General features: G+C 73.4%; 14 protein-coding genes. 11 read left to right on the plus strand and 3 right to left on the minus strand.

The genetic code is table 11. The features are described from left to right. The first annotated feature begins 83 nt into the window (after nt 1-83). The 3 genes from C2L58_RS01495 to C2L58_RS01505 all read left to right on the plus strand — a co-directional run bounded on the left by C2L58_RS01495 (nt 84) and on the right by C2L58_RS01505 (nt 2,800). Nucleotides 84-809, plus strand: a complete 726-nt coding sequence (locus C2L58_RS01495) for a methyltransferase domain-containing protein (protein WP_103335153.1) — start codon at nt 84-86, stop codon at nt 807-809. 106 nt (nt 810-915) lie between these two features. Continuing rightward, a complete protein-coding gene (gene dinB / locus C2L58_RS01500; RefSeq protein ID WP_103335155.1) occupies nt 916-2,130 on the plus strand; it encodes a DNA polymerase IV in 1,215 nt (404 codons plus the stop codon). A gap of 265 nt (nt 2,131-2,395) precedes the next feature. Continuing rightward, the gene (locus C2L58_RS01505) at nt 2,396-2,800 is read left to right on the plus strand and encodes a DUF3040 domain-containing protein (RefSeq protein WP_103335157.1); all 405 of its coding nucleotides are present in this window, start codon (nt 2,396-2,398) and stop codon (nt 2,798-2,800) included. 270 nt (nt 2,801-3,070) lie between these two features. On the opposite strand, the gene C2L58_RS01510 is transcribed toward C2L58_RS01505, so the two are convergent. From C2L58_RS01510 to C2L58_RS01525, 3 genes are all read right to left on the minus strand, one after another. After that, entirely contained in the window at nt 3,071-5,635 is a 2,565-nt protein-coding gene (locus C2L58_RS01510; RefSeq protein WP_103335158.1) for a transglutaminase family protein, read from the minus strand. Between the two features lie 205 nt (nt 5,636-5,840). Further along, the gene (locus C2L58_RS01520) at nt 5,841-7,115 is read right to left on the minus strand and encodes a DUF58 domain-containing protein (RefSeq protein WP_103335161.1); all 1,275 of its coding nucleotides are present in this window, start codon (nt 7,113-7,115) and stop codon (nt 5,841-5,843) included. Between the two features lie 71 nt (nt 7,116-7,186). Further along, nucleotides 7,187-8,254: an AAA family ATPase gene (locus tag C2L58_RS01525; protein ID WP_199191048.1), complete on the minus strand. Its 1,068-nt coding sequence runs from the start codon at nt 8,252-8,254 to the stop codon at nt 7,187-7,189. A gap of 317 nt (nt 8,255-8,571) precedes the next feature. Here C2L58_RS01525 and C2L58_RS01530 point away from each other — a divergent pair, with 317 nt between their 5' ends. The 8 genes from C2L58_RS01530 (at nt 8,572) to C2L58_RS01565 (ending at nt 15,694) form a co-directional block, all read left to right on the plus strand. Further along, nucleotides 8,572-8,922: a hypothetical protein gene (locus C2L58_RS01530; RefSeq protein WP_103335164.1), complete on the plus strand. Its 351-nt coding sequence runs from the start codon at nt 8,572-8,574 to the stop codon at nt 8,920-8,922. Further along, the gene (locus tag C2L58_RS50195; protein ID WP_233225502.1) at nt 8,915-9,589 is read left to right on the plus strand and encodes a DUF3558 family protein; all 675 of its coding nucleotides are present in this window, start codon (nt 8,915-8,917) and stop codon (nt 9,587-9,589) included. Before C2L58_RS01530 ends, C2L58_RS50195 begins: the two co-directional genes overlap by 8 nt. A 14-nt stretch (nt 9,590-9,603) precedes the next feature. Continuing rightward, nucleotides 9,604-10,161, plus strand: a complete 558-nt coding sequence (locus tag C2L58_RS01540) for a PPE domain-containing protein (protein WP_103335166.1) — start codon at nt 9,604-9,606, stop codon at nt 10,159-10,161. Beyond that, nucleotides 10,158-10,889: an ESX secretion-associated protein EspG gene (locus C2L58_RS01545; RefSeq protein ID WP_103335168.1), complete on the plus strand. Its 732-nt coding sequence runs from the start codon at nt 10,158-10,160 to the stop codon at nt 10,887-10,889. The genes C2L58_RS01540 and C2L58_RS01545 overlap by 4 nt, the downstream gene beginning before the upstream one ends. A 551-nt stretch (nt 10,890-11,440) precedes the next feature. Beyond that, nucleotides 11,441-11,872 carry a division/cell wall cluster transcriptional repressor MraZ gene (mraZ, locus tag C2L58_RS01550; protein ID WP_014467434.1) on the plus strand — a complete coding sequence of 144 codons (432 nt, stop codon included), beginning with the start codon at nt 11,441-11,443 and terminating at the stop codon, nt 11,870-11,872. A 218-nt stretch (nt 11,873-12,090) separates the two neighbouring features. Further along, entirely contained in the window at nt 12,091-13,044 is a 954-nt protein-coding gene (rsmH, locus tag C2L58_RS01555) for a 16S rRNA (cytosine(1402)-N(4))-methyltransferase RsmH (RefSeq protein ID WP_103335169.1), read from the plus strand. Continuing rightward, complete coding sequence (locus C2L58_RS01560) at nt 13,041-13,769, plus strand: hypothetical protein (protein ID WP_103335171.1); 729 nt, start codon at nt 13,041-13,043, stop codon at nt 13,767-13,769. Before rsmH ends, C2L58_RS01560 begins: the two co-directional genes overlap by 4 nt. After that, on the plus strand, nt 13,769-15,694 hold the full coding sequence (locus C2L58_RS01565; protein ID WP_199191049.1) for a peptidoglycan D,D-transpeptidase FtsI family protein: 1,926 nt from the start codon (nt 13,769-13,771) through the stop codon (nt 15,692-15,694). Before C2L58_RS01560 ends, C2L58_RS01565 begins: the two co-directional genes overlap by 1 nt. Nucleotides 15,695-15,751: the final 57 nt, after the last annotated feature.

The following is a 15,751-nucleotide window of genomic DNA, read 5'->3' on the forward strand; positions in this document are numbered from 1 at the left end:
CGGGAGGCGCCGCCGGGCAAGGGCCGTTCACTCGAAGGGAGGAGCTCGGGGGGCGGGCGGGGGCGGGCACTACCCTGTGCGACATGAAGACGGAGACCGTGGCCGCCCGGGGTTCGGGCGCCGTCCGCCGGGTGCTCGAGGCCGAGATCGAGGCCGCCCGCGCCCGCGGCGCCGAGCACCCCCGCGTCGTCGACGTCGGCGGCGGCAGCGGTGGCTGGGCGGTGCCGTTCGCGGCGGCGGGCTGCCGGGTGACCGTCGTCGAGCCGAGCCCGAACGCCCTGGCCACGCTGCAGCGCCGGGCCGAGGAAGAAGGCGTCTCCGAGCTGATCACGGTGGTCGCGGACGACTCGGACGCGCTGGGCCGGTACGTCGAGGCCGGCTCGGCCGACCTGGTGCTGGCGCACGGGCTGCTGGAGATCGTCGACGACCCTTCGGCGGTGCTTTCGGCCCTCGCGACGGCGGTGGCGCCGGGTGGCGCGGTGTCGGTGCTGGTGGCGAACCGCCACGCGGCCGTGCTCCACCGCGCGCTGGCGGGCCGGGTCGGCGAGGCCCGCAAGCTGCTCGAAAGCGCCGACGGCGTCGCCCCGGGCGATACCGTGCTGCGGCGCTTCTCCGCCGCAGGGCTGCGTGCGGACCTGGAGGCCGCGGGCCTCGAAGTGACGCTGCTGCAGGGCGACCGGGTGATCTCGGACCTGGTCACCGGCGACGTCCGGGACGACGAGCTGGCGGAGTTCGAGCGGGTGGCGGCGGGCACGCCGGCGCTGCGGGACATCGCCGGCCGGCTGCACGCGGTGGCGCGCCCGGCCTGAGCCCGTTCCGCGGGTTTCCGCCCTCGCGCTCCCCGGTGATCCGAAACTGTCGGTGGTGGCCGGTAGCGTCCTGGGTGTGGGGCGAAATGCTGAGTTGCCGGGCGGGATGGGCCGGTTCCGCGTCCGGCCGGGAGAGCCGGTGCCGGACGACACCGGGTGCGGGCTGCTGCACGTCGACATGGACGCGTTCTTCGTGTCGGTCGAGCTGCGGACCCGGCCCGAGCTCGCGGACAAGCCGGTCGTGGTGTCCGGGGGCGGCCCGCGGGCCGTCGTGGCCGCGGCGAACTACCCGGCGCGGAAGTTCGGGGTGCGCTCGGCCATGCCGTTCTCGACGGCGAAGCGGCTGTGCCCGCACCTGATCAACATCCCACCGACGTCGGGGCTCTACGGCGAGGTCTCCCGCGGCGTCATGGGCATCTTCCGCGAGCTGACGCCGCTGGTCGAACCGCTGAGCCTGGACGAGGCGTTCCTGGACGTCAGCGGGGCGCTGCGGCGCTTGGGCGCCACCCCGGCGTCGCTGGGCGCGCAGCTCCGCTCGCGGGTCGCGGCCGAGCACGGGATCACCTGCTCGGTGGGGGTGGCGAAGGTCAAGTTCGTCGCGAAGCTGGCGTCGGGGATGGCCAAGCCGGACGGAATGGTCGTGGTGCCCGCGGCGGAGACCCTGGCGTTCCTGCACCCGCTGCCGGTGTCGGCGCTGTGGGGCGTCGGCGCACGGACCGAGGAGCACCTGCGGCGCCTGGGCCTGGCCACGATCGCCGACGTCGCCGCGTTCCCGCCGGAACGGCTGAAGAAGTCGCTGGGCACCGCGGCCGGCGAGCACCTGTACCGGCTGGCGCACGGGGTGGACGAGCGGTCGGTGGTGGCCGAGTCGCCGGAGAAGTCGATCGGCGCGGAGCACACCTTCGACGTCGACCGGCACGACCGGGCCGCGCTGGGGCTGGAGCTGCTGCGGCTCGCGGAGCGGGTCGGCGCGACGCTGCGGGGGCGGGGGCTGCGCGGGCGGACGGTCTCGATCAAGGTGCGGTTCGCGGACTTCCGGACGATCACCCGGGCCCGCACGCTGGTCTCGGCGACGGACGTGGCGCGCGAGATCCACGCGGTCGCCGTCGCGCTGCTGGCCGAGCACGCGCCGACCGGGCCCGTGCGGCTGATCGGCGTCCGCGTCGAAGGGCTGGACACGGGGGAGGCGGGGGAGCAGCTGGTGTTCGATTCGCCGGCCCCGCGCTGGCGTGACGCGGAGGTGGCGGCCGACGTCGCGCGGTCGAAGTTCGGCTCGGCGGCGGTGCGGCCGGCGTCCTTACTGGGGCCGCGGGAGGGGTGACGGCACGGACGGTGATCTTCGGCTCGGCGGCGTTCCCCCGCAACGGCGGCCGGGCCGCAAAACGGTCACGATCGGCCACGGTGACCGTCCGCAACGCCCCTCCGGCGGGATTTAGCCCAATTCGATCCCTCTTGGATGCGGGATCGGGTAGTCGTGCGGCCGCGGGCCTCGTATCCTGGACAGTGCCACCCCGCCTGGGGTTGGCTGTTGGGTCCAGGACGTTGCGCGGCCCGGCGCCCGCGACAGCTGTGCCGGAGGAGGAAAGATGCCACTCTCCGAGCATGAGCAGCGGCTGCTCGATCAAATCGAGCGCGAGCTCTATGCCGAGGACCCCAAGTTCGCATCCACGGTGCGTGGCACCCGGTTGCGTCGCCCCGCTCGCCGACGGCGTATTCAGGGCATCGCCCTGTTCGTAGTGGGCGTGGCCCTGCTGGTGCTGGGCGTGGTGGTGCCGCAGTTCCGGGTGGCCGACATCCCGCTGATCAGCGTGCTCGGGTTCCTCGTGATGTTCTTCGGAGTCATGATGGCCGTCACTTCGATTCGGCACGGCGCCGACGGAGACGGCAAGGCCGGTGGACCAGCCACCCGGGGCGGCAAGCCATCGGGTCGCCGGAGTTCCTTCACCCAGAGGATGGAGGAGCGCTTCCGCCAGCGCTTCGAGGAGCAGTAGCGCCGCAAGACGACAAGGTCCGCGTCCCGCCGAACGGGGGGACGCGGATCTTCTTGTTTGCTCACCTGCCCGGCGGCGGGCCGTCCAACTGTGGTGACAGCGGGTGACCCCCACCCGGGTGACCCGGCGCCCCTGGTCACCCGTGTTCAGCGGGGCTTCACGCTGATACCCCGCTGAACACGCGAGTTGCCCCGCCAAGCACAGATGATGCCCCGCTGATCACGCGAGATGCCCCGCCAAGCACAGGTGATGGCCCGAGGGCGGGTGGGGTTAGTCGCGGTTGCGGAAGACCGAACGAGGGAACAGCTTTCCCTTCCACGACAGCGGCGCGTTGCGGCGAAGGCTCCGCCGCAATCCCTCGAAAGCCGGCGGGAGCGCCGGCTGAGCCGCGTCGTCCCCGCCGTACCACGACCTCTCCAGGACGCCGATGACCGTCCGGAGGTTTTCGCGGCCGTCGTCGTCGAGGTGGTGCTTGGCCGCCAGCTTCTGGCCCGCGACGCGGACCGTGTCGCTGCTCGGGATCGGCAGGCCGCGGTCCGCGCACTCCGCGCGCAGTTCCGCCCAGGCCGCGTCGGCCGCGCCCGGCTGCTGCTGGACGATGCGCTGCAAGCGCCGCCGGCGGACGACCTCGCGGAACAGCGCCGGGCCGGCCGCCGCGAGCTGCAGGACCACCACCAGCACGCCGAGCCACCAGGCCACCGTCGCCGCGAGCAGGCCCAGCGCGGTGATCCACAAGCCCGCCGCCAGCAGCGGCAGCCAGCCGAGCAGCGCCTGGAACCGGGACGGTACCGCCACCGGCGCCGGCGCTCGGACGAGCAGTGCGCCCTCGCTCCGGTCGCCGTCCGCGGGCCCGGGTGGTGGAGCGCCGTCCCCCGGCCGCGTGCGCCCGCGGCCCAGCGACCGCCGCAGCAGCGCCGCGACGAGCATTGCGCCCGCGCCGAGCGCGGCGAGCACCAGGGCGAGGTCGAACAACCAGCCGTCGCCGCTCGAAGCGTCCTTGGCCGTCTGCGCCGGGACGTTCGGCTCGTTGTCACGCGGGACGCCGGTCGGTGCCGCGCTCGACTGGACCGTGCTCGGCGCCACCTGGGTGTCGTCCGGCTGGTTGCCGTTCTGCGGGCCGGCCTGCAGGTACGACGGCGTGATACCGCGGCCGTCGGACAGCGGCGTCGGGTCGAACGTCACCCAGCCCTTGTCGCCGAAGTACGCCTCGACCCACGCGTGCGCGTCCTGGGTGGTGATCGTCAGGTAGTCGTTGACCTGCACGCCCGGCGTGAAGCCGATCGCCACGCGCGACGGGATGCCCGCCACCCGCAGCATCACGCCCATCGCCGACGCGAACTGCTCGCAGAAGCCGCGCTTGCCGTTGAGGATGAAGTCGGTGAGCGCGTCGGCGTCGGTCGCCGGCGCGGTCTTCGTGTCGTAGACGAACCCGTTCTGCGCCGTGAAGTAGCGCCAGATCGCCGAGGCCCGGTCGAAGTCGTTGGTCGCGCCGGCGATCAGCTGCTGGGTCTTCGCGCGGACGCGGTCGTCGACCCGGTCGATCTGGGTGTAGCGCGGTGGCAGGTCGTCGACCCGCGAGGTCACGCGCAGCTCGGCGGCCGTCGGTTCCTTCAGCGACGCGTATTCGGTGTACGCCGGCGGGGCTTCGCTGCGGGTGGTGAACACCGTGCCGCTGATCTGGTCGTAGAGGTAGCCGTTGGCCGTGCCGTCGATCACCCGCGGGGCGCCGTAGACCGGCAGCCAGTTGTCCCGCCAGCTGGTCGGCTCGACGTCGATCCGGCGCGCGGTGCCGGTGCCGTCGTCGCCCGGGGCGGGCGGCAGCTGCGGCCCGACCGGGACGCCCTGCTGCGAACGGCCTTCGTCGTGCAGGCCCCAGCCCTTGTTGGGGTAGTAGGTGTCCAGCGTCATCGCGCGCATCAGCCGGCGGTCGGTGCCGAGGCCGCGGACCTTGAACAGCTCGCGGTTGGACCCTTGGTCGAGCATGCCGCGCAGCTCGGTGAACGGCTGGATGCCGAATCCGCCGGAGCCCGCCCCGGGGCCGTTGCCGCCCTCGCCGAACGGCATCCGGCCGATCGTGCCGACCCAGGTGATCGCCCCGCCCAGCAGGCCGAGCACGATCGCCGCGCAGACGACCGCGACCGGCGCGGACAGCACGCCGGGTTTGCCGCTGCTCCCCGGGGCCTCCCGGGTGCGCCAGCGCTGGTGCCGGTGGTTGCCGTCGACGGCCAGCAGGCCGGCGAACGCGGCCCCACCGAGCAGGAACGTCCACCACGGCAGCATTTCCTCGCTCAGCGCGGCCGGCACGGCGTAGACGCAGAGCAGCACGAGCCCGGTCGCCGCGGGCGCCGCGGCGGCGACGGTCAGGGTGTCGACGAGGACGGCGACGAGGCCGATCAGGATGGTGATGAGGCACAGGATCGGCTGGCTGCCCTCGACCGGCGGCAACCCGACCCGGATCTGCTCGGCGGCGCTCGACAGCGTGGTCCCGATCTCGGAAAACGCTTCCGGGCCGGGGATGACCTGCAGGATGCCGTGCGTGGTGAAGGCGCCGGTGATCAGGAAGAGCAGGACGAGCAGCTGCCCGCACCCGACCAGGACGGTCGGCACCTGCAGTGAGCGAAGGGCCAGCCCGGAAGCCCCGATGAGCAGGACGGCGACGAACAGGTACCCGAACCAGGCCAGCCCGGCGACGACGCTGGTGACCGAGGTCGCGGCGCAGAGGGTGGCAACCCCGGCGGCGACGGGCGCGAGAACGCTGCTGCGCCAGGCGGAAAGCGGCCGTTGCGGCCGGGGCGCGGGCCGATCGAACTTCCGCGGCGGTGCGGCGGTGCTCATCGCGACCCTCCGATCGAGGCGGTGCGGTGGGGTGCGGTGCGCCGCGGGGCGGTGGTGCTCGCCGACGCGGGCGGCCCGATGCGCGCGCCGCGGCTGGTGCGGCCGTGGTCGGGAGCGATGCCGCGAGTCGTGGTTTGCGGCGCGGCGAGGCTCATCGCGGCCCTCCGATCGAGGTGGTGCGGCCGGATGTGGTGCGCGGTGGTGCTCATCGCGGCCCGCCGATCAGCGTGCCGCGCCGGGCGCCGCTGCGGCACAGCTCGGCCCACACCTGCGGCATCGGCGACCCGGGCCCCGCCACGATCACGCCCCAACCGGCCGCGCGCAGCAGGGCCGCCGAGTCCTCCGTCGCCGCGGCCCTCTGCTCGGGCGCCGAAACCCCCGCCGACCACGTCGGCGTGTCCAGCAGGACCGCCAGGCTCCTGATGCCGCGCGGGCGGTACTGGGTCAGCTCGTGCACCGCCTCGGTGCTCACCGTGCCGAGCACCGCGATCAGCTCCTGGCCCTCGGCCGGGTCGCCGGCCAGGGTGATGTCGCGCTGGTGGGCCGGCTGCAGGGCCGCCAGCGCGTCGAGCACGACGTGGTCGTAGTGGTCGCCGCCGTCGCCCGGGGTGTCCGCCAGGGTGACGCCGTGCTCGCTCACCAGCCGGACGCGGTGGCCGGACCGGCGCAGGTGCAGGGCCGCCGACGCCGCGAACGCCACCGCCCACTCCAGGCTCGCCGCCGGGCCGGCGCCGTGGTGCGCGGCCGCGCGGTGGTCCAGCAGCACCGTCGTGCCGCCGCGCCACGGGCGTTCCTCGACGCGGACCATGATCTCGTCGCGGCGGGCCGTCGAGCGCCAGTGCACCTTCCGCAGGTCGTCGCCCTGGCGGTACTGGCGGACGATCACGTCGGCCTCGCCCTGCCCGGCGTGCAGCCGGACCGTGCCGTCGTCGCCGACGCCGATGCCCGCGCCGCTCGGCAGGCCCCACAGCGGGACCACGCGGGGCACGACGACCAGCCGGGAGTGCCCGATCAGCTCGCGCTCGAACTCGCACAGCCCGAACGGGTCGGTGATCGTCGCGCGCAGCGGCCCGACCTGCTGGATCCCGCGCAGCACCGGCTGCAGCGGGTAGCGCAGGGCGACGCGCCGGTCGTGCGGGAGCCGTTCGACGACGAACCGCGGCCGCGAACCCAGCGCGTACGGCACGCCGTCCTCGAGGAGGATCTCGCCGGCCGGCAGCCGCCCGCTGCGCCACAGCTCCAGCTGCACCTCGCCGTTGCCGCCGACGGCGACCCGTTGCGGGCGCAGCGTGCGGGTGGCGCCGATGCGCAGCCGCGTCGCCGAGATGAACACGGCGACCAGCAGCGGCAGCGCCACCACGAACACCGCGACCCGCAGCAGGTCGCGTTCGTTGAGCACGAACGAGCACACCGCGGCGGCGATCCCCGCGGCCAGGAGGCAACGGCCGCGGGTGGTCAGGCCGGACAGGGCACGCAGCATGCCGTTCTCTTCCCCTTCGGCGGCAGGACGGTTTTCGGGGGTTCGGGTGGCGAAGCCCCGGATGTCACCGGCTAGGGCCGGGTGCCCTGCGGCACCGGCACCCGGTGCAGCACCGCGCGCACGACGTCGGTCGCCGACCGGCGGGCCGCGTGGGCCTCGGTGGTCAGCATCAGGCGGTGCGCGAGGACCGGGACCGCCACCGTGTGCAGGTCGTCCGGCACGACGTAGTCGCGGCCCGACAGCGCGGCCTGCGCCCGCGCCGCGCGGACGAGGTGCAGCGTGGCCCGCGGGGACGCGCCGAGCCGGACCTCCGGGACTCCCCGGGTGGCCGCGACGACGTCGACGGCGTACCGGCGGACCTCGGGGGCCATGTGCACGCTGCGGACCGTCTCGATCAGCCGGTGCACGGTCTCGCCGTCGGACACCGGCTGCAGGTCCTCGATCGGGTTGTGCCCGGCGTGCTCGTCGACCATGGCCAGCTCGGCCTGCTGGTCGGGGTAGCCGATGGAAACCCGCGCGGTGAAGCGGTCGCGCTGGGCTTCGGGCAGCGCGTACGTGCCTTCCATCTCGATCGGGTTCTGCGTCGCGATCACCATGAACGGCTCTTCGAGCCGGTAGGTCGTGGTGTCGACGGTGACCTGGTGCTCTTCCATGCACTCCAGCAGCGCCGACTGCGTCTTCGGCGAGGCGCGGTTGATCTCGTCGCCCACCACGATGTTCGCGAACACCGGGCCGGGGCGGAAGTCGAACTCGCCGGACTGGCGGTTGTAGATGGAGACGCCGGTGACGTCGCTCGGCAGCAGGTCGGGGGTGAACTGGATGCGGCTGACCGTGCAGTCGATCGACCGGGCGAGCGCCTTGGCCAGCGACGTCTTCCCGACGCCGGGCACGTCCTCGACCAGGAGGTGGCCTTCGGCGAGCAGGGTGACCAGCGCGATCCGGATGACGTCGGGCTTGCCGACCAGCACGCGCTCCACGTTGGCGGCGATCCGCCGCGCCGTGTCGTGCAGTTCGTCCAGCGGCACTCTGCCGGGGTGACCGGGGGCCCGGCCGTTGCCCGAGGGCTCCGCCGGATAAGGCGGCCGCCCGGATGCCTGCTCGCCCGATCCGGGCGCGGCAGACTGGATTCTCGACGTCACTCGACCTCCTGGTGGCGCATGGCCGCGCGCAGTGTGCGCACCGCCGGGCCGAACGGCCCCCTCGCTGCTGTCCGCGCGCAGCGACCAGCCTTCCACCCAGTGTGTCAAACCCGGGCGAACCGGGGGGCGGAACCCCGCGAAGGCCGGAGGAACACGGCCGGCCTTTCGGGCTGGGACAGTGCCGATGACACTGCGCAAGCAGGCACGATACCCCGAACGGGTGGGTGTTCACCCGATTCTGGGTGCTCCCGCTGACACCCTGCTCTGTCGTATGCTGCGGTTCGAGGTCGCCCGGCTACGGAGAGGCGTAACCGCTTATGAGCGAGCTGCGAACCCAGCCGCCCTTCGACGTCCGCGGCTTCGCGGTCGCGCCCGAGCTGGCCACGGACGCCTACGCGAAGCTCGGCCGGCTGCAGGACGTCGTCGGCGAGATGGTCCGCGAAGCCAAGGTGCTCGGCCGGAGCGTGCCGCTGGGCGGCGGGTACGCCGGCGAGATCGGCGAGTTCATGGCCGAGTACGGGATCGGCGGCCAGGGCTCGGCGGTGCAGCAGCTGACCGCGTTCGGCAAGGAGCTGGAGACGCTCAAGCGGCGGATCGGCGAGGCGCTGGCGAAGTACCAGCACGCGGACGAGCAGGCGGCCGAAGGGGTGGACTGCACTGGTGGGTGAGCTGGTGCGTGCCGAACGGGCGGAGGCGCGGGGCCCCGGGGTGGCGGGTGCGCCGGGGGAGCCGGCGGGTGCGTGGGGCCGGGAGCCGGCGGGTGCGTGCGGCCGGGGGCCGGTTGCGTCGGGCCGGGGGCGCCGGTTCCTCCTTGCTCCCGCTCTCCTTCTTCTCCTCACCGCGTGCGGGCAGCAGACCACCCCACCGGCCGCCGTCGGGCACACCTTCGCGGCGGCCTCCGCGACCGCCGTCCCTGCGCCGTCCGCTTCGCCGATCGGCCTCGCGGCGCTCGACCCCTGCACCTTGCTCTCCCCGCAGGACCGGTCGGCCGCCGGCGTCACCGTGCTCGGGAAGCCCAAATCCATCGCCGGGGCCCGGGCGTGCGACTGGACCGTGCCCGCCACCTTCGGCGTCACCGTCACCTTCGACGAGCAACACGGCCTGGCCGACCTCGACGTCGCCAAGAAGAACGCCACGAAGACGACGGTCGGCCGCCACCCCGGGCTGAAGGTCGCCGACAAGAAGGCCGCCGACGGCACCTGCGCCGTGCTGCTCGGCGTGGGCGACCGCGCCAGCGTGCAGATCGACGTCAGCAACACCGGCTTCTCGGACACCCCGCTCGCGTGCCGCCGCGCGGGCACGGTGGCCGGGCTCGTCGAACCCAAGCTGCCCTGACCAGGAGGTGCGCCGTGCCCGAACCCCCCGTCGCCACCGCGCGGTACGAGGCCTACAGCCACGAGGCGATGGCCGCGGAGGTCGTGCGCGGCAACGACCCGGTCGCCGCGGGCGAGGTCGGGGCGCGCTGGGACGGGCTCGCCAAGCGGCTGCAGGAGTCCACCGCCGACGTCGCCGCGCTCGTCGCCTCCTCGGAGGAGCACTGGCGTGGCCAGGCGGGGGACGCGGCGCGCGCGGCACTGGGCCGGGCCGCGCAGTGGCTTTCGCACTCCGCCGCCGTCTCGGCGTCGGTCGGCCAGGCGGTCGGTGCGCAGGCCGAGGTGGCCGCGCGGGCCCGGGCCGACATGCCGCCGCCGGTGACCTACGACCCGGCGTCGATGATCCGCGACGCGGCGTCCAGCGGGAACGTGCTGGTGCTGGCCGGGCTGGCCGGGGAAATGGCCGCCCGCCGGGCCGAGGCGGAAGCCGCGCGGCAGAAGGCCATCGACGTCCTCCGGACACGGGACACCGCGCTGCGCGGCCACGCGCCCGCCGAGACGTTCCCCGCCCCGCCGGCGCTGGGGCGGGCTTGATCCGGGTTTCGGCGTCGGCGTTCGACATCCTCTGGACCGACCTCGGCCACGACCGCCCGCCGGAACCGCTGAGCGTCCGCAGCGTCGGCGTGACCGACGCCGAACGGGCCGAGGTGCGGAAGGCCGTCTACGCCAACCTCGCCGAGCGCGGTCTGCACGACGGGTCCCGGCTCGAGCCGGTCCTGGCCGCGCGCCTGAACCTGCTGGCCGACGCGGACGTGTTCGTCGCGTGCGAGGCACTGGCGGACATGACGGCGGCGACGCCCTTCCGCGCGGTGACCGCGGCCCGCGGCCGCCGCGGCGTCCTGGCGACCCAGCCGGAGCAGACGATCGGCCTGGACTCGATCCGCGAGGGCGAGCTGGGCACGGCGATCGTCGACGTCCTGCCGGAGCTGGCGGCGGGTCCCGGCTACGGCATCAGCCTCCCGGCGTCGACGCTCTCGGGTGCCTCGGACGCCGGTTCCGGGCCGGCGGCGGCGCAGCTCGAGGAGGTCCGGGCGATCCAGGCGCGGCCGGTGTACGCGGCGGGACAGTTCAGCGTGAGCCGCCGCTCGGGGTCGGGCCGGGTGGCGCGGGTCGGCGGCTTGACGTGGTTCGACACCGACGTCGGCGCTTATTGCGCGACGAAGACCCCGGGCCGCGGTGGGGTGGAGTGGGTGACGGTCAGCCCGGTCGACAGCGCCCGCCTCGCGGCCCGCGTCACGGCCTTCCTCACCCCGGAAGACTGAGCGCCGAGGGGCATCATCCGTGTCCGGAGGGGCATCACGTGTGATTGAGGGGGCATCACACGTGATGGGAGAGTCGACACGCGTGATGGGAGGGTCGACACGGCTTGCGGGGTGATGCCCGGCTGGTCACGTGTGATGTCCCGCTGGTCACGCCGGGCCCCACGGGGCCCCACCCGGGTTCCCCATCTTGACCCACCCCTGGCCCCACGGAGGCCCATCCGGTTCCCCACTTCGGGCCACCCCCGGCCCCACGGGACCCCACTTGGGCCGGGTGAGGGTTCTTTCGCGGCCGTTATGCGGACGTTCGGGGGACAGCTGAGGTTGCTCCGGCCCCCGGTGCGGGGGATCTTGGCCACCGTGCCCCACCACGCCCCCCACCTGGCCCCACCCGGCTGACCTGCGCAAACGGAACACCCAACGGAGTGGTCTGCCCTTTTGTCGCGTTGACTGTGGTGAAAAGTGGGGTACGGTGGTGGCCAGTGGGGCGGAAGGGAAGCCCCGTGGCCGTTCGGGGTGGTCCGCCACCCCGGTGCGGTAGGGAGGTGGAGGCCGTGTTCCTCGGCACCCACACCCCGAAACTGGACGACAAGGGGCGGCTCGCGCTGCCCGCGAAGTTCCGTGACGCCTTGGCGGGTGGGCTGATGCTTACCAAGGGGCAGGACCACTGCCTCTTCGTCTTCCCCCGCGCCGAGTTCGAGCAGATGGCACGCAAGGTCGCCGAGGCCCCGTTCACGAACGAGGCGGTTCGGGCCTACCAGCGCTACCTGTTCGCCGGCACGGACGAGCAGCGTCCGGACGGCCAGGGGCGCATCACCATCGCGCCCGAGCTCCGCCGCTACGCGGGGCTCAGCAAGGAGTGCGTGGTGATCGGGGCGATCACCAGGCTGGAGATCTGGGACGCCCAAGCGTGGCAGGGCTACCTGGAGGAGCACGAAGACAGCTACGCGAAGGCTCGAGAGGAAGTACTGCCGGGCGTCTTCTAGGCGTGCGGTCGCGGTGCACCTTCGTCGTCGGGGGACGACAGGTTCGCCGCCGCCCGCGCGATGAGGGGAAGCCCACCCGGATGCCGTGAGGCCTCTGTCCGCTCAATGGCCCTGGTGCACCTTCCCCGGTACCAGGTCAGCAGCGGGCGGACAGGGACCTGACGGCATCCGCCATATTTCCCCCGGGCCGCCCAGGCGAGAAAGGGGGAGGGAACACCATGACGGCACCCGAGCACGTCCCGGTTCTGCTGAGCCGCATCGTCGAGCTGTTCACTCCCGTGTTCACCGACCGCGACGGCGTCCTCGTCGACGCGACGGTCGGCCTCGGCGGGCATTCCGACGCCCTCCTGGAGGCCTTCCCGCGGCTGCGGCTCGTCGCGCTGGACCGCGACCCCGCCGCGCTCGAAAAGTCCGCGGAACGCCTGGCCCACCACGGCGGCCGCGTCGATTTCGTCCACACGGTCTACGACGGGCTCCCGGAGGCCCTGGACAGCGTGGGCCTCGCCAAGGCCGACGGCATCCTGTTCGACCTCGGCGTCTCCTCGATGCAGCTGGACCGCGCCGAGCGCGGGTTCGCCTACTCCAAGGATTCGCCGCTGGACATGCGGATGGACCCGACCACCGGGTTCACCGCCGCCGACGTGCTCAACACCTACGCGCCCGGCGAGCTGATCCGGATCCTGCGGAACTACGGCGAGGAACGCTTCGCGCAGCGGATCGTCAAAGCCGTCGTGGCCGCGCGGGAGAAGGAGCCGTTCACCACCAGCGGACGCCTGGTCGAACTGCTCTACGACGCCGTCCCGGCCGCCACCCGCCGCACCGGCGGGCACCCGGCCAAGCGCACCTTCCAGGCACTGCGGATCGAGGTCAACGGCGAACTGGAGGTGCTCCGCCGCGCCATGCCGGCGGCGCTGGGCGCCCTGAAGGTCGGCGGCCGGATCGTCGTCGAGTCGTACCAGTCCCTGGAAGACCGGCTGGTCAAGCAGGCACTGGCCGAGCTCGCGAAGTCCCGCACCCCGGAAGGGCTCCCGGTGGAGCTGCCGGGACACGGACCGGAGTTGAAGCTCCTCACGCGCGGCGCCGAAAAGGCCGGCGAAGAGGAGATCGAACGGAACCCGCGCGCCGCCTCGGTGCGGCTGCGGGCCGCAGAGAGGATCGGAGAGCCGCGATGACCGCTCCCGCGAAGTCCCGCCGCCGGGCCGCGCCGGCGCGAGACCGCAGTGAGGCCGACCGCACCTCGACGACCACCGTCGAGCCGGATCCGCACGCGCCGCCGGTCAAGGCCGCGCCCCGGCGCGGGTCGCGCGGCCGCACGTCCGCGGCCGAGCGCGCCTACGCGCGCCGCGCCCAGCGCGCCGACCTGCTGAAGGAGCGCGAGGCGCGCCCGGAGCCCAAGGCCCGGCCCGCCGAGCCGCCGGTGAAGCCGAAGCTCGAGCTGAAGCTGCTGCTGCCGAAGTCGCGCGCGTCGTTCGTGCTGATGATGATGGCGCTGCTGGCCGCCGGGGTGGCGACCACGCTGTGGCTGACCACGCAGGCGATCGCCGACTCCTACCGGCTCGAGCAGCTGCGCACCACCAACGCGAACCTGGCCGAGCAGAAGGAACAGCTGCAGCGCGACGTCGCGAAGGCCGAGTCGCCCGCTTCGCTGGCCCCCGCGGCCCAGCAGCTGGGCATGGTGCCCGGCGGCGACCCGGCGCGGATCGTCGTCGGCCCGGACGGGAAGACCTCGCTCGTCGGCGACCCCAAGAAGGCCAAGGCGGACACCCCGGTGGTGCCGGCCGCACCGCCCGCGGCGCCCGCCGCCGGCACGCAGTCGCAGCAGGGCGCGCCGATCGAGGGTGACCAGCCCGCCGTGCCCGAGGAGCAGCCGCCGGCCCAGCCGGGAGGCGGCCAGTGATGGCTTCGGGCCGCAGCCAGGCCCGCGCGCGCGCCGCGGGCAGCGCGCGGCGGACGTACGCCGCCGGCACCCGCAGCGCGGCCGCGCGGCGGGGCAACGGCGGGCACCGCAGCCGGTTCTCCGCCGTGCGCCTGCTGCTGGTCGCCGTGCTGATCGTCGCCGGCGTGAAACTGGTGCAGGTGCAGTGGTTCGACGCCGCCGCGCTCTCGGCCGCGGCCGAGCGGCAGCGTGCCCAGACCATCGACATCCCCGCGCAGCGCGGGTCCATTGTGGACCGCAACGGCGCGAAGCTGGCGTTCAGCGTCGAGGTGCGCACGCTGTCGGTGAACCTCAAGGCGCTGCACAAGAGCATGGACGACTTCGCCACGAAGAACCCCGGCACCACGAAGACGTTCGACGGCGAGACCGCCGCGGCCGCGAAGTACATCGCGGCCAAGGTGCCGAACCAGCTGAGCGAGCAGCAGCTGCTCGACCTGTTCCACAAGCAGGCGTCCTTCACCTACCTGGTGAACAACGTCGAGCCGTCCGTCGCCGCCGACATCGTCAAGCACTTCGCCTGGATCGGCGTCGAGAAGCGCGCGCTGCGGGAGTACCCGGGCGGCGGCCTGGCGGCCAACATCGTCGGTGCCGCGAACTGGCGCTCCGAAGACCAGGACGTGTCGAAGCACAACCTCCACGGCCTCGTCGGGCTCGAGCTGCTGCGCGACAACGACCTGGCGGGCATGCCGGGCCGGATGATGGTCAACACCAAGAACGGCAGCGACAACGTCGTCATCCCGGGCACCGAGCGCGACCTGCAGGCCGCCGTCCCCGGCTCCGACCTCGAGCTGACCATCGACTCCGACCTGCAGTACGAGGTGCAGCGGCAGCTGGCGGACTACGTCCAGCAGTCGCACGCCAAGGGCGGGCAGGCCGTCGTCATGGACGCCAAGACCGGTGAGGTCTACGCGCTGGCCAACGACAAGACCTTCGACCCCAACGACCAGAGCACCTGGAACACCGACGACCTGGCCAACCCCGCGGTCACCACGCCGTTCGAACCGGGCTCGGTGAACAAGCTCGTCACCGCCACCGGGGCGATCGACTTCGGGGTCGCGACGCCGGAGTCCACCGTCGAGGTGCCCGGTGCGCTGCAGGTGGCCGACAAGACGGTGCACGACGCCTGGACCCACGGCACCCAGACGTTCACCACCACCGGGATCTTCGCCAAGTCGTCCAACATCGGCACCCTGCTGCTGGCGCAGAAGATCGGCGAGGAGCGCTACGCCAACCTGCTCAAGTCGTTCGGCCTCGGCCAGCGCACCGGCGTCGGCCTGCCCGGCGAGAGCGCGGGCGTGGTGCCCGCGCGCAGCCAGTGGTCGGCGACCACCTTCGGCAACCTGCCCATCGGGCAGGGCCTGTCGATGACCGTCCTGCAGATGGCCGGGATGTACCAGGCGATCGCCAACGACGGCCTGCGCGTCGAACCCCGCATCGTCAAGGCGAAGGTGAACCCGGACGGCACGACCGTGCCCGAGCCGGCCCCGAAGTCGGTCCGGGTGGTCAGCCCGCAGACCGCCAAGACGGTGCGCGACATGATGCGCGCGGTCGCCCAGAACGGCAAGGGCGTCCAGAAGGGCACCGCGCCGACGGCGGCGGTCGAGGGTTACCAGATCTCCGGGAAGACCGGCACCGGCCAGCAGGTCGACCCGCGGACGAAGGCCTACAGCGACCACCTGTACAACATCACCTTCGCCGGCATCCTGCCCGCCGACCACCCGCGGTTCGTCGTCGGGATCCGGCTGGACGCGCCGGACACGACGCTGCCGGTCGGGCACTCCGCCGCGCCGCTGTTCCACACGATCGCGTCGTACGTGACGCAGCGGTACCAGATCCCGTTGTCCGACGGTCCCTCGCCGGAGGTCCCGCTCATCATCGCCCCCTAGCCCTCGCTCGGCGGGTCGTGAGTGGTAAGGCGGGTTCTAACCCGCCTTACCACTCAC

Source organism: Amycolatopsis sp. CA-126428 (genome assembly GCF_002904335.1).
GTDB lineage: Bacteria > Actinomycetota > Actinomycetes > Mycobacteriales > Pseudonocardiaceae > Amycolatopsis.

Excerpts from the sequence above, each read along its gene's own strand:
- C2L58_RS01565 (WP_199191049.1), top strand. The coding sequence starts at position 13,769 with ATGGCTTCGGGCCGCAGCCAGGCCCGCGCGCGCGCCGCGGGCAGCGCG.
- C2L58_RS01505 (WP_103335157.1), top strand. The coding sequence starts at position 2,396 with ATGCCACTCTCCGAGCATGAGCAGCGGCTGCTCGATCAAATCGAGCGC.
- C2L58_RS01560 (WP_103335171.1), top strand. The coding sequence starts at position 13,041 with ATGACCGCTCCCGCGAAGTCCCGCCGCCGGGCCGCGCCGGCGCGAGAC.
- C2L58_RS01495 (WP_103335153.1), top strand. The coding sequence starts at position 84 with ATGAAGACGGAGACCGTGGCCGCCCGGGGTTCGGGCGCCGTCCGCCGG.
- C2L58_RS01510 (WP_103335158.1), bottom strand. The coding sequence starts at position 5,635 with ATGAGCACCGCCGCACCGCCGCGGAAGTTCGATCGGCCCGCGCCCCGG.
- dinB (WP_103335155.1), top strand. The coding sequence starts at position 916 with ATGGGCCGGTTCCGCGTCCGGCCGGGAGAGCCGGTGCCGGACGACACC.
- C2L58_RS01530 (WP_103335164.1), top strand. The coding sequence starts at position 8,572 with ATGAGCGAGCTGCGAACCCAGCCGCCCTTCGACGTCCGCGGCTTCGCG.
- rsmH (WP_103335169.1), top strand. The coding sequence starts at position 12,091 with ATGACGGCACCCGAGCACGTCCCGGTTCTGCTGAGCCGCATCGTCGAG.
- C2L58_RS01520 (WP_103335161.1), bottom strand. The coding sequence starts at position 7,115 with ATGCTGCGTGCCCTGTCCGGCCTGACCACCCGCGGCCGTTGCCTCCTG.